Here is a 12,432-nt window from a genome sequence, read left to right as displayed (position 1 = left end):
TCATGTCTATACCTAATGATTAATTTAATATGCATGAACTAACACTCTCTCGCTCTATTCTTGAAATCGTTAAGGAGCGTGCATCCCAAATCGCTTGCCAATCAGTAAAGAAAATTTATCTGGAGGTTGGAGAATTAAGCGGCGTTGATCATGAATCTTTACGGTTTAGTTTTAGTGTGGTGGCAAGAGGGGGCATCGCAGAAAATGCGAGTCTGGAGATAATTGAGATCAAAGGACAAGCAATCTGTGACTTTTGTCAGGAAACTGTTATGCTTAAAAATTATTATGATGGCTGTAATATTTGTGGGCAATATTCGTTAAGAATAATTCAGGGTGAGGAGCTGCGTGTTAAATCGATGGAGGTCGAATAATGTGTGGACTTTGCGGTTGTTCAGGTTCAGAAAGAGACCATCATGAGCATCATGACGATGCCAATTTCTTACATACCCACCACCATGATGCAGGGGAGCTTGTTTCAATTGAGCAAGAAATACTGGCAAAAAACCAGGAGTTCGTCGAAATCAATCGTCGTACTTTTTTAAACAATAAAATTACTGCTATTAATTTGATGTCAAGTCCCGGCTCAGGGAAAACAACCTTACTTGCCCAAGCGATTGCTGACTTAAAGCATCGCCTGGATATTGCGGTGATCGTCGGTGATCAACAAACAAATTATGATGCTGAAAAAATTCAGGCAAGCGGCGGAGAAGCGATTCAAATTAATACAGGCAAAGTCTGTCATTTAGATGCTCATATGGTTGGTCATGCGGTTGAAAACCTCTCGTTAAAAAAACACTCCCTTCTTTTTATTGAAAATGTAGGCAATTTAGTTTGTCCTGCATTATTTGATTTGGGTGAGGCCTATAAAGTAGTCATTCTTTCTGTAACAGAAGGAGATAATAAGCCTTTAAAATACCCGGAAATGTTCCGTAAGGCAGACTTATTGTTACTAACGAAAACGGATTTATTGCCTTATGTTGATTTTGATATCAATCGGTGTATTGCAGATGTAAAAAAAATTAATCCAACGGTTAATGTGTTGCCTGTTTCTGCAACAACGGGAGAGGGTTTAGGTCAATGGTATGAGTGGCTAGAAGCGATCCAAGGGAATGGCTGAGATAGAAAGATTACGGATTTTAATTAAAGGCCAGGTTCAGGGGGTCGGTTTTCGTCCCCATGTATACCGGGTTGCTCAGCACTTAAATCTAACAGGATGGGTGCAAAATAATACAATAGGTGTCCTGATTGAAGTGCAGGGATGGTTTGTTTCTTCTTTTCTTTCCCACCTTTTAACGTCGTTACCAACATTAGCCAGGATTCACGATATTGAAACAAGCAATCTTGCTTTAATCGCTAATGAAAACGATTTTCTTATCATTGAAAGTCAAAAAACCGGGGCTTCACACGGTATTATATCGCCTGATATGAGTCCTTGTCCTGATTGTCTGGGAGAGCTTTTTAATCCGGATAGCCGCTATTATTACTATCCCTTTCTGAATTGCACACAATGCGGTCCACGCTTTTCGATTACTAAAGAATTACCTTATGATCGGTGCCAGACATCAATGGGCGAATTTACTTTATGCCCGTCTTGCGAGCGTGATTATAGTTCGCCTGAGAATCGCCGCTATCATGCTCAACCTACGGCTTGTAAAGACTGTGGTCCAGAGCTTTCCGTTTCCATTCAAGTCATTGCCCAAGCGCTATTGGAAGGAAAAATTATTGCTCTCAAGGGAGTGGGAGGCTATCAATTAGTTTGTGATGCAAGAAATAATGAGACGGTTCAACGATTACGCCAAAAAAAATACCGTGAAGCAAAACCATTGGCGTTAATGGTGCTAAATTGCATGAGTGCTGAGACATTTGTAACGGTCAGCGATAAAGAGAAAGAGATTCTCAGCAGCCAGGCGCGCCCTATCGTATTATTAAAAAAGAAGCAGGACATTCTTCCGGAAATTATTGCCCCAGGTTTATCTGGTCTGGGTGTGATGTTGCCTTCTTCCCCCTTGCATTATTTGTTATTCCACGCTCTGGCAGGTTATCCGGAGGGCTTGAAATGGCTGGATGAGCTTCATTCCTCGGTATTGATTGCAACAAGTGCCAATAGGGCAGGGAATCCTTTAATGATCGCGGATGAAAAGGCGCATAATGAGTTAATAGCGATTGCTGATTTAGTGATCGCTTATAATCGCCAGGTGATTACTCGTGTTGATGATTCAGTCATGCGTTTTATCAATAACCAGCCGCGTTTTATACGGCGTGCTCGAGGATTTTCTCCTATCAGTGTTCAATTGCCTTTTTCCATACCTTCAACCCTGGCTTTAGGGGGGCATCTTAAGAATACGTTTTGTATAACACGGGGGAATGAAGCGTTTATTTCTCAACATATAGGAAGTTTAACGAATAAAGAAACGATTGATTTTTTTCATGAGTCACTCTCTCATTGGATGCGATTTCTTGATGTTAAAGTGGAACGTATTGCCTGTGATTTGCATCCTGATTTTTATACAACCAGCCTTGCCAGGCACTATAATCTGCCAGTAATTTCTGTACAGCATCATCAGGCTCATTTGGCAGCAGTTGCCGCGGAGTATCATATTTTGGAGCCTGCGTTGGGCCTTGTGTTAGACGGGTACGGCTATGGATGGGATGGTAAGGCTTGGGGAGGGGAGTTATTTCTTCTGGAAAATACGCAAATTCAAAGATTAGGGCATTTTTATCCTCTACCGCAACCCAGTGGAGAGCGAGCGATTCACCAGCCTTGGCGGATGGCTGCTGCCATTTTACATTGTTTGCAAAAAGAGGGTGAGATACTGCGGCGATTTTTCGACAAGCCTCATGTTTCCGAGTTGGTTCATTTGCTAAAAAACAGCCATTCTTTGCCGACTACCAGTAGTTGTGGTCGTCTTTTTGATGCCGCCAGTGCTTTGTTAGGCATCAACACGATTTCCCAATATGAAGGGCAAGCCCCTATGCAGCTTGAAAGCTTAGTCACTAATCCTGAAGTTTTTGAGGGGGGGTGGACTCTCGCCAACAATCAATTCAATTTTTTACCAACATTTAGGCACTTACTTGATAAGGATCCCAGGCGTGGTGCCAATGTTTTTCATGGGACTTTAATTGCGGGCTTGGTGGATTGGATTATGATTCAGGTAAAAAAGACAGCGATCAGGCAGGTCTTATTAAGTGGTGGCTGTTTTTTAAACCAGGTGCTTGCAGACGGGTTGATAAAACAATTAGAACGTAGTGGACTGAAAGTCTATTTACCAGAACAAGTGCCTGTCAATGATGGTGGCATTTCATTGGGGCAGGCATGGCTTGCTGGAAATTACAAAGAGGCGGAATTAATATGTGTTTAGCTCTTCCTGCTCAGGTCGTTCGATTGCTGGACTCTCAGAGAGCACTAGTGAATATAGGCGGCATTGAAAAAGAAATTTCGCTCGCCCTGGTAGAACAAGTGAGTGAGGGGGATTACGTTATTCTTCATGTGGGATATGCCCTGACAAGGCTGGATGAAGAAGAAGCCAAAAAAACACTGATGTTATTTGCTGAAATGCAGGAAGCCCAATGAAATACATTAATGATTTTCGTAATGCCAGGCTTGCGAAAATAATAGCCAAAGAAATTGGTAATAAAGCATTGCCTGAGCGACAGTATCGCTTGATGGAGTTTTGTGGTGGGCATACTCATACCATACACCGTTATGGTCTCCCAAGTCTTTTACCCAATAATGTAGAAATGATTCACGGCCCTGGATGCCCCGTGTGCGTTTTACCTATAAACCGCATTGATAAGGCCATTGCCCTGGCTACTTCATCTAACGTTATTTTTTGTAGTTATGGGGATATGTTGCGTGTCCCAGGTTCTAATCAGCAAAGCCTATTGCAGGTAAAAGCAAAGGGAGCTGATGTCAGGATGGTTTATTCAGTGGATGATGCATTGCGGTTGGCGACACTTAATCCAGAACGAGACGTTGTTTTTTTTGCTATTGGTTTTGAAACAACAACGCCGCCCACAGCGCATGCGATTAAAGAGGCTGCAAGATTAAATTTGTCTAATTTTTCAGTCTTTTGTAATCATGTATTAACGCCTGCCGCTATGAATTGCCTTTTGCAATCATCGGGCGATGAAGAGGGTATTCATAATCTGGATGGATTTATAGGACCCGCTCATGTAAGCATTGTGACAGGGAGCCAGGCCTATGAGCCAATAAGCAAAACCTATAAAAAGCCTATTGTTATTTCAGGATTTGAACCACTTGATGTTTTGCATTCCATTTTAATGGTCATTGAGCAAATTAACAAAGGGCAAAGTGATGTTGAAATTCAATACACCCGTGCAGTGACGCGAGAAGGAAATTTAAAGTCACAAGCTATCACAAGAGACGTGTTTGAATTGCGTTCCAATTTTGAGTGGCGCGGGTTGGGTAATATCCCGGAAAGTGCCTTGCAAATTAAAACCACTTGCGAGCGGTTTGATGCTGAAAAGCGGTTTGTTTTGCCCGATCTTCCTGGTGTTGAACATAAACAATGTGATTGCGGGGCTATTTTACGCGGTATAAAAAAACCGAGTGATTGCAAATTATTTGCCAAGGTGTGTACACCCCAAAATCCTTTGGGTTCTTGTATGGTTTCCTCTGAAGGAGCCTGCGCTGCGGTTTATGCCTACGGAAGGGGGCGTTAAAGATGGAAACTATCAGCCAAAGAAAAGTGGCAGGACCCAAATTAAATATTAAAAACGGTATTATTGATTTGAGCCATGGCAGTGGTGGACGAGCAATGGTGCAATTAATTAACGAGATTTTTTTGCCTGCCTTTGATAATCCCTGGCTCGCACAAAAAAATGATCAAGCCTGTTTTTCTGTGGAGTCTGGACGAATGGTAATGAGCACCGACGCTCATGTTATTTCCCCTTTATTTTTCCCGGGGGGAAATATTGGTTCCTTATCGGTGCATGGAACGATAAACGATATTGCCATGGCAGGGGCGAAACCACTGTATTTGTCAGCAAGTTTTATTTTAGAAGAAGGCTTTGCCCTTGCAGACTTAAAAAAAATTGTGACCTCAATGGCAGAGGCTGCCCTTGCTGCTAATGTAGCAATTATTGCCGGAGATACCAAAGTGGTGGAACGTGGTAAAGGTGACGGGGTATTTATTAGTACCACGGGATTAGGCGTAGTGCCTCAGGGTGTTTGTATTTCCGGCGATCAGGCCAGGCCTGGTGACAAGGTTATTCTCAGCGGTTATGTCGGTGATCATGGCATTGCTGTTCTATCCAAGCGTAATAATTTGGAGTTTTTAACAACCATCAAATCGGATACAGCCGCTTTAAATGGGTTGGTTAGCCACATGCTTGATGCGGTACCTTCGCTTCATTGTCTTCGCGATCCTACGCGAGGCGGCGTGGCATCGACCTTAAATGAATGGGCGGAACAATCTGGGGTTGGCTTTGTTATCGATGAGGACCAAATTCCTATCCGTACGGAAGTGGCAAGTGCTTGCGAACTGCTCGGTTTAGATGCGTTATATGTGGCTAATGAAGGCAAACTCTTAGCTATCTGTGCTGCAGAAGAGGCTGATAAGTTAATCGCAACCATGCGAAGCCACTCCTTAGGTAAAGAAGCAGCAATCATTGGAGAAGTCGTAGAAGATCCCAGGCATTTTGTACAATTGCGTACAAGATTAGGAGGGCTACGAATGATGGATTGGTTAAGCGGAGAACAGTTACCGCGAATTTGCTAACTGCTAAGGATGAAGCTGTTATGGAGAATGATCGGAGCTATTTTTTGCCCCAGGACAAGTTACAAGCATTAATTGATGCATTGCAGCGATTAGGTTTCTCTTGTGTGGGGCCTCAAGTCCGTGACGGAGCAATTGTCTATGATAAGCTGACAGACGCAAACCAGTTACCTTGGGGTATTCGTGCTCATCAGGCTCCAGGCGAGTATCGTCTAGAACAACTGCCTGTACAACGTGCCTTTTCATGGGCTAATGGCCCGCAAGCGATCAAGCCGTTACTATTTAAACCCAGTGAAACTGTTTGGCGTGTTGAGCGTAGCAGTACAGGAAAACTGGAATTTAAACCCTGTATCGCTAATGAATTGCCCATCGCCATTATTGGGGCTCGTTCTTGTGATTTAGCCGCAATGGCAATTCAGGATAAGGTTTTTTTAGCACAGCCCCATCAAGATGAACGCTATCGAAGACGCCGTGAATCGTTATTTGTTATTGCTGTTAATTGTGGTTATTCGTCTGATAATTGCTTTTGTGTTTCGGCAGGGACGGGACCCAATGTCAGGAGTCCTTTCGATCTCTTAATGACCGAATTAGATTCGGGTTTCGTCATTCAAGGGGGCAGCGAGCGTGGTCATCATTTAATTTCCGGTCTGAATTTAGTATTGGCAACAACACAACAAGGTAACGATGCCGGACAGGAAATTGCTAATGCGGATGCCATGCAAACGAAGCGTATCCCTTTGGATAATCAGCGAGGGTTGCGAGATTTATTGTTCTCCAATTTAGGTCATTCACGGTGGGAGGAGGTTGCTGAACGTTGTTTATCTTGTGGCAATTGTACGTCTGTATGTCCCACCTGTTTTTGCCATAGTGAAATAACAAATCCCAGCCTTGATGGAGAAAGTAGCACCTTGGAGCGCGAATGGGATTCGTGTTTTACTGAAGGCCACAGTTACCTGGCTGGCCACCCAATTCGTGATGATACAAAAAAGCGTTATCGACAATGGTTGACGCATAAAGTAGGTAGTTGGTTTGATCAGTTTGATACGAGTGGTTGCGTAGGTTGTGGCCGTTGTATAACCTGGTGTCCAGTAGGCATTGATATGACCGAAGAATTAGCTGCTATTTCAGGTGAATCCAATGTAAGGGAAACGAAATAATGTTCAAGGATTCCTATCTACCTCGTACTGCAAGAATTAATGCACGGCATCAAGAGTCAGCCACGATTTTCACCCTCGATCTTCAATTGGTTGAAAAGCCAGACCAGCAGGATTTTTCTTTCTATCCTGGACAATTTAACATGCTTTACCTCTACGGTGTAGGTGAGGTCGCAATTTCAATTAGTTCCGATCCCGCAGAGCACAGTTATCTAGGGCATACAATTCGTGCGGTTGGACGAGTAACAAAAGCAATGCAGCAATTAAAAAAGGGTGATTATGTTGGTGTTCGTGGTCCATTTGGCAATGGTTGGCCTGTAAAAGGGGCTTTAGGCAAAGATATTGTGATTGTGACCGGCGGCTTGGGATGCGCACCAACCGTATCCGTTATTAACTACATTTTGGCCAGACGGGAACAGTACGGGGCCCTAAAGATTTTTCAGGGTGTAAAACATAGTGAAGATTTTATTTTTCGCAAGCAATATAAGAAATGGCAAGCCATGCCGCAAACCGAAATTTATATTGCTGCCGATAAGGCGGGTCCAACATGGCCGTGGAGTGTTGGTTATGTAACGGATAGGATTACTTCACTTCAGTTAGATGCCAACAATACAATAGCAATGATGTGTGGTCCTGAAGGAATGATGCAGGCTGCTAGCCTGGCATTGATTAATCAAGGTATTTCTGAAAAAGCGATTTATCTTAGCATGGAACGCAACATGGAATGTGGCATAGGTCACTGTGGACATTGTCAATATGGTGGTTTATTTGTTTGTAAGGACGGTCCTGTTTTTGCCTATGATTGTATAAAAGCCTTGTTTACCGAACCAGGATTTTGAAATGAGGAAACCGCACTTGGCAGTCTATAAATTCACTTCTTGTGATGGTTGTCAGTTGGCGTTTTTAAATGCTGGGGAAGCCTTGCTCATGTTATCCGAATTGGTTGAGCTGACCCATTTTGCTGAAGCCGGCCTTCTTGATTTTAAGGAAAAAATTGATATTGCGTTTGTCGAAGGAAGTATTTCAACGCCTGAAGAAGCAGAGCGGATAAAAAAGATTCGTGCCAATTCAACGTTTCTTATTACGATTGGAGCCTGTGCAACGGCAGGTGGTATTCAGGCTTTACGCAATGCAGCGAATTATCAAGAATGGATGGCGAGTATTTATGCGTCACCAAAAACCATTGAAGCCCTAAGTACCTCTACAGCAATTTCAAGTCATGTGCGAGTGGATTTGGAGTTATGGGGCTGTCCTGTTAATACCCATCAGGTAATGAATGCGGTGCGTTCGCTATTGTTTGGTGTGGTTCCACGTATTAAGAGGGATGCGGTCTGTCTGGAGTGCAAACGCAAAGGGCAGGTCTGTGTATTGGTTACTAAAAAAGAACCCTGTATGGGCCCTGTTACTCAAACAGGTTGCGGCGCTCTTTGCCCTGGGTATGGACGTGCTTGTTATGCCTGTTATGGCCCTTCGGAAAATCCCAATGCGCATTCATTAGGCCTTCGGTTTGCCCAAAATGGCAGTAGCGTCGATAAGATTGCCAGGCAATTTTTGCATATCAATAATCAAGCAGCCGCATTTAACCAGGCAGGTAATTATTTTAAAGGGATTAAGATTGTCAAAGAATAAAGAAAAATTAATTGAAGTTCCTATTCTTGCTCGTGTGGAAGGAGAAGGGGCGCTTAAAATAAAAATTAAGAATAATAAAATTCAATCTTTGCAGCTCAAAATTTATGAGCCGCCTCGGTTATTTGAGAAATTTTTAGAGCAACGGGATTATAGCGAGGTTTTAGATATGGTTGCTCGCATCTGTGGTATTTGCCCGGTTGCTTACCAAATGAGTGCGACGCAGGCCATTGAAAATTGCTTTAACATGCGGCCTAGCCCTTGGGTGCGCGAGATGCGGCGTTTGTTTTATTGTGGGGAGTGGATAGAAAGTCATAGCTTACATATCCACCTTTTGGCTTTGCCAGATAGTTTGGGTTTTAAAGCAGTGACCGAGATGGCAAAAATTTACCCTCATGAAGTACGTCGCGGTTTGCGTTTACAAGCACTGGGCAATGAATTAATGCGATTATTAGGGGGGCGATCTGTCCATCCGGTTGGTGCAAGGATTGGCGGTTTTTACAAGGCTCCTGATCCACTGCTTGTGCAAACCCTATTACAAAAAATAAAGGCATCACTTGTCGATTGTGAAGAACTTATTCAATGGATAAACACATTGCCTTTTGGAAAAACCTTCCATGATTTCACCTGTGTTTCTTTATTTCATGAGCAGGAATATCCAATGAATGAGGGACGCATTGTTTCAGATAAAGGGCTGAATATTACTATTGATGAGTTTGATGATTACTTTAAAGAACATCAAGTCCCTTATTCCAACGCGCTTCACTGTTTATTAGACGGTAAACCCTATTTGGTCGGCCCTTTAGCACGGCTAAATATCAATCATGAACGGCTACCTGAACAGATAAAAGTTTTTTTAAAGCAATTAGACGTTCATTTTCCAAGTAAAAATATTCATCACAGCATTTTAGCGCGCGCAATTGAAATTTATTTTTGTCTATTGGAGGCTTCTCGTATTTTGGAAAATTATAGCTATCCTGATTCGTCTTATACGGAGGTGAATATCGCTTCAGGTCGGGGCTATGGATGTACAGAGGCACCGCGCGGTTTATTGTGGCATTGTTTTGAAATGGATGAGCAAGGGTTGGTTCAATCTGCCCGGATTGTTCCACCAACCAGCCAAAACCAGGCCTGTATTGAAGACGATTTATACCATTCCCTGCAGCAGTTTGGACTTGAAAAACCAAGTGATGAGCTTAGGGGTTATAGTGAAAAGCTCATTAGAAATTATGATCCCTGTATTTCCTGTTCGACTCATTTCTTAACTTTAGATGTGGATCGAGATGATTGAATTGCTGATTTTAGGTATTGGTTCACCTTTTGGGGATGACCGTTTAGGGTGGGAGGTTGTTCAGGGATTACAAAAGAAGAAAGCGCTTCAAGGCTACTCTACACAGCAATTACAATTCATGGCTTGTGATAGGCCAGGTCTTAATTTGCTCGATTGGATGCAACAGGCAAAAACGGTTTTTTTAATTGATGCCGTTAGAACAGGGGCAAAGGCAGGCAGCCTTCTTTATCTTGAAAATGAAGAAATTAAAACAATTAATTCAATACAATCCACGCATGAATTTGGACTGGCAAATACCATAGAGATGGGAAAAATCCTTAATTTATTACCAAATAAGTTGGTTTTGTATGGTATAGAAATTAACGAACTCAAATTTCAATTTGAGATTACAGAGCCAATCAGGGCGGCTATTCAAGCATTGATAACACGCATCGAAAAGGACATCGCTATTTATTTAAGACCTTAGTGACAGTAAAAGAGTTCAGAGCCCATCCAAGATAAATAGTGATAAAAAGGCCTTAATAATTCATTAAGCTGCAAATGATAATATATTGCGCTAGTTGATTGTTTTGTTGTCTGTATCATGCGGGAAAAAAGAAGTCATTTCAAGAGCAAACCATCTCATCGCTCAACTTATCAAACACAGCATAAATTTAATCAAAAACAACGGTTGCCTGTAGATAAAAAAAGAAATAAGCAGTCGGAGCCCTTTGTGTTTTCAGCGTGTGGAAGGGATTTTAATCAATTATCACTCGCACAACAGTTAGTATTTATTTTGGCGTTGTCAGCATTAGTCTCTTCTGTAGAGGCAACACCAAAAAAACAGTCTGGTACAAACACGGAAACCCAAAAAGCCTTAGTCTCGCAGACGCAAACCTTTTTTTCTCAACCCTCTAACGCCAGCACCACTGGAGCCTTAAGCCTCTACAGGCCTGTTACCCAACCAGTGCCCGGTTTGCTATTAAAGCCAATCGATATGAGTCATACACTGACCATTCAGCCTGTGACGGGGACGATTAGAGATTGCAAACAAAAAACAAATGGAGTAAGCGCAGGTAAAATCTGTGTTATTAAAGATAAAAAATATCTCCTTAAAGTCTGTGAAGAAGGGGACGGAGATAGGTATTCTAATATTCTTTTAGGGATGCATAACCTCTATTTTGTTCGAGAAAATATTGGCATAGATACTCCAAGGATTAAACTGGTTCATGAAAAAAATGGCCGATATATCTCATCATCAGGTGACGTAATGAAGGCTGAAAAATACCTTGCCTCTGAGTTTATCGAGAATTTTACTGGTTTCAAAAGCATTATTACCCAGTGTACTCGGTCAGTCATCAAGTTAAATCACCGAAAAGGAAGCACTCCTGATCAGTGGCAAATCAAGAGGGCCATACGAGAAAAAGTTGTCGAGCAAATAGGCGAGGCAGGTATCGCAAAGCTGGCTGTTGCTGGAACATTTGTCCAAGATCTGGTAATGAATGAGGGTAATTGGGGCGTTGCAAACGGTAAATTAGTTGTCATAGATGCCGATCATTCACCTCAGTCTGTAGAGGAGTACCTCACTGAAGCGATGAAAATGCCGGGAAATATTAATTTCGATTTTTCTATTCAAACCCTGGAACACATGGCGTCTACCTACAGTCAAATGTTGCATAAAAGACCAATACACTTTCATCCGAAGGTTGATTTTACTGTGGAAAATTATGAATTTTTAGTAAGCCGATTTTTAACGGCCTGTACTCAGGCGATAGATAAAATAAAAGCAATCCATCCGCATTTGCCCTCTGATAAGCCATCAAAATTGGTCAATGGGGTTTTGTCTAATACCTTGAGGGCCCAATTTTTAGACTATACCCACGCAGAGTCCATTTCTCCCCCATCTCCTCTTCTGGGTCCCTAGGTGCGATCTTCAAATGTTACCTATTGCGTTATCTATTGTTATCTATTCTTGGTCCGCAAATTGTTGTGATTTCATCGTTTATCCTGCCTGGCAAAAAAAGCACTCCAATTGTTAAAAGTGAATCTATAGTCTATAAACTAAGGGAAATTTGATAAAAGGACTTTCTTTAACCAGTTAACCTTTATATTGTTCTTTGGTTATTGCGAAGGGCTTTGTTTCTGATGAACAGTCCAGCAGACTGCTTGTTATTACACGGAGGTATTATGAAATCACAGCAACTAACCTGGCTTGTCGTTTTCGACTCAACAATATGCAGAATATATGACTATTCCAAAAATAATTTAGCGTTGGTTAAACAAATAGAACATAGTGAAAACAAATTAAAAGATATTGAGATTACCTCTGATAAGCCTGGTCGATACCAATCCTCAGGTGCGCATGGGACCTATAGTCAGGAATCAGATCCCAAAGCAATCCAAATTGAGAGATTTGCAAAAGAAATTGCCAAGATTCTTGAACACGGTCACGCTGTAAATGACTATGAAAAATTGATCCTGGTCTCCTCACCTCCTATGCATGGCCTCTTATTAAAAGATATCAATAAACAAGTTGAAAAATTAATAAGTCGTGTAATACCAAAAGATTTGGTTCATGTTTCTGAGGCTGATCTTTTAAATGATGTCAATAATGAATTAAAACGAGATTAGTTGAGGTAGGAAA

Annotated in this window: 13 protein-coding genes; all 13 read left to right on the top strand. The window is 42.0% G+C overall.

Annotated elements, in window-relative coordinates; all coding sequences use genetic code 11:
* The first annotated feature begins 29 nt into the window (after positions 1-29).
* The 13 genes from hypA to DYC89_RS12455 all read left to right on the top strand — a co-directional run bounded on the left by hypA (position 30) and on the right by DYC89_RS12455 (position 12,419).
* A complete protein-coding gene (hypA, locus tag DYC89_RS12515; RefSeq protein ID WP_115222087.1) occupies positions 30-371 on the top strand; it encodes a hydrogenase maturation nickel metallochaperone HypA in 342 nt (113 codons plus the stop codon).
* Positions 371-1,117, top strand: a complete 747-nt coding sequence (hypB, locus tag DYC89_RS12510; protein ID WP_115222086.1) for a hydrogenase nickel incorporation protein HypB — start codon at positions 371-373, stop codon at positions 1,115-1,117. The genes hypA and hypB overlap by 1 nt, the downstream gene beginning before the upstream one ends.
* Complete coding sequence (gene hypF / locus DYC89_RS12505) at positions 1,110-3,359, top strand: carbamoyltransferase HypF (RefSeq protein ID WP_115222085.1); 2,250 nt, start codon at positions 1,110-1,112, stop codon at positions 3,357-3,359. Before hypB ends, hypF begins: the two co-directional genes overlap by 8 nt.
* Positions 3,350-3,571 carry a HypC/HybG/HupF family hydrogenase formation chaperone gene (locus DYC89_RS12500; protein ID WP_115222084.1) on the top strand — a complete coding sequence of 74 codons (222 nt, stop codon included), beginning with the start codon at positions 3,350-3,352 and terminating at the stop codon, positions 3,569-3,571. Before hypF ends, DYC89_RS12500 begins: the two co-directional genes overlap by 10 nt.
* Positions 3,568-4,683, top strand: a complete 1,116-nt coding sequence (gene hypD / locus DYC89_RS12495) for a hydrogenase formation protein HypD (protein WP_115222083.1) — start codon at positions 3,568-3,570, stop codon at positions 4,681-4,683. Before DYC89_RS12500 ends, hypD begins: the two co-directional genes overlap by 4 nt.
* A 2-nt stretch (positions 4,684-4,685) precedes the next feature.
* Positions 4,686-5,741, top strand: coding sequence for a hydrogenase expression/formation protein HypE (gene hypE, locus DYC89_RS12490; RefSeq protein WP_115222082.1), 1,056 nt, complete (start codon positions 4,686-4,688; stop codon positions 5,739-5,741).
* Between the two features lie 20 nt (positions 5,742-5,761).
* The gene (locus DYC89_RS12485; protein WP_115222081.1) at positions 5,762-6,895 is read left to right on the top strand and encodes a 4Fe-4S dicluster domain-containing protein; all 1,134 of its coding nucleotides are present in this window, start codon (positions 5,762-5,764) and stop codon (positions 6,893-6,895) included.
* Positions 6,895-7,731: an FAD/NAD(P)-binding protein gene (locus DYC89_RS12480; protein WP_115222080.1), complete on the top strand. Its 837-nt coding sequence runs from the start codon at positions 6,895-6,897 to the stop codon at positions 7,729-7,731. Before DYC89_RS12485 ends, DYC89_RS12480 begins: the two co-directional genes overlap by 1 nt.
* 1 nt (position 7,732) lies before the next feature.
* A complete protein-coding gene (locus DYC89_RS12475) occupies positions 7,733-8,521 on the top strand; it encodes a sulfhydrogenase subunit delta (RefSeq protein WP_115222079.1) in 789 nt (262 codons plus the stop codon).
* Entirely contained in the window at positions 8,508-9,809 is a 1,302-nt protein-coding gene (locus DYC89_RS12470) for a Ni/Fe hydrogenase subunit alpha (protein ID WP_245953997.1), read from the top strand. Before DYC89_RS12475 ends, DYC89_RS12470 begins: the two co-directional genes overlap by 14 nt.
* Complete coding sequence (locus tag DYC89_RS12465; RefSeq protein WP_181879398.1) at positions 9,802-10,275, top strand: hydrogenase maturation protease; 474 nt, start codon at positions 9,802-9,804, stop codon at positions 10,273-10,275. Before DYC89_RS12470 ends, DYC89_RS12465 begins: the two co-directional genes overlap by 8 nt.
* A gap of 117 nt (positions 10,276-10,392) precedes the next feature.
* Complete coding sequence (locus tag DYC89_RS12460; RefSeq protein WP_115222076.1) at positions 10,393-11,712, top strand: hypothetical protein; 1,320 nt, start codon at positions 10,393-10,395, stop codon at positions 11,710-11,712.
* A 263-nt stretch (positions 11,713-11,975) separates the two neighbouring features.
* Entirely contained in the window at positions 11,976-12,419 is a 444-nt protein-coding gene (locus DYC89_RS12455; protein ID WP_115222075.1) for a host attachment protein, read from the top strand.
* Positions 12,420-12,432: the final 13 nt, after the last annotated feature.

It is taken from the genome of Legionella donaldsonii (assembly GCF_900452385.1).
Taxonomy (GTDB): Bacteria; Pseudomonadota; Gammaproteobacteria; order Legionellales; family Legionellaceae; genus Tatlockia; species Tatlockia donaldsonii.
The sequence above is the reverse complement of the archived record's forward strand: the minus strand, read 5'-3'. Positions and strand labels throughout refer to the sequence as shown.

Excerpts from the sequence above, each read along its gene's own strand:
- hypA (WP_115222087.1), top strand. The coding sequence starts at position 30 with ATGCATGAACTAACACTCTCTCGCTCTATTCTTGAAATCGTTAAGGAG.
- hypB (WP_115222086.1), top strand. The coding sequence starts at position 371 with ATGTGTGGACTTTGCGGTTGTTCAGGTTCAGAAAGAGACCATCATGAG.
- hypF (WP_115222085.1), top strand. The coding sequence starts at position 1,110 with ATGGCTGAGATAGAAAGATTACGGATTTTAATTAAAGGCCAGGTTCAG.
- DYC89_RS12500 (WP_115222084.1), top strand. The coding sequence starts at position 3,350 with ATGTGTTTAGCTCTTCCTGCTCAGGTCGTTCGATTGCTGGACTCTCAG.
- hypD (WP_115222083.1), top strand. The coding sequence starts at position 3,568 with ATGAAATACATTAATGATTTTCGTAATGCCAGGCTTGCGAAAATAATA.
- hypE (WP_115222082.1), top strand. The coding sequence starts at position 4,686 with ATGGAAACTATCAGCCAAAGAAAAGTGGCAGGACCCAAATTAAATATT.
- DYC89_RS12485 (WP_115222081.1), top strand. The coding sequence starts at position 5,762 with ATGGAGAATGATCGGAGCTATTTTTTGCCCCAGGACAAGTTACAAGCA.
- DYC89_RS12480 (WP_115222080.1), top strand. The coding sequence starts at position 6,895 with ATGTTCAAGGATTCCTATCTACCTCGTACTGCAAGAATTAATGCACGG.
- DYC89_RS12475 (WP_115222079.1), top strand. The coding sequence starts at position 7,733 with ATGAGGAAACCGCACTTGGCAGTCTATAAATTCACTTCTTGTGATGGT.
- DYC89_RS12465 (WP_181879398.1), top strand. The coding sequence starts at position 9,802 with ATGATTGAATTGCTGATTTTAGGTATTGGTTCACCTTTTGGGGATGAC.
- DYC89_RS12460 (WP_115222076.1), top strand. The coding sequence starts at position 10,393 with ATGCGGGAAAAAAGAAGTCATTTCAAGAGCAAACCATCTCATCGCTCA.
- DYC89_RS12455 (WP_115222075.1), top strand. The coding sequence starts at position 11,976 with ATGAAATCACAGCAACTAACCTGGCTTGTCGTTTTCGACTCAACAATA.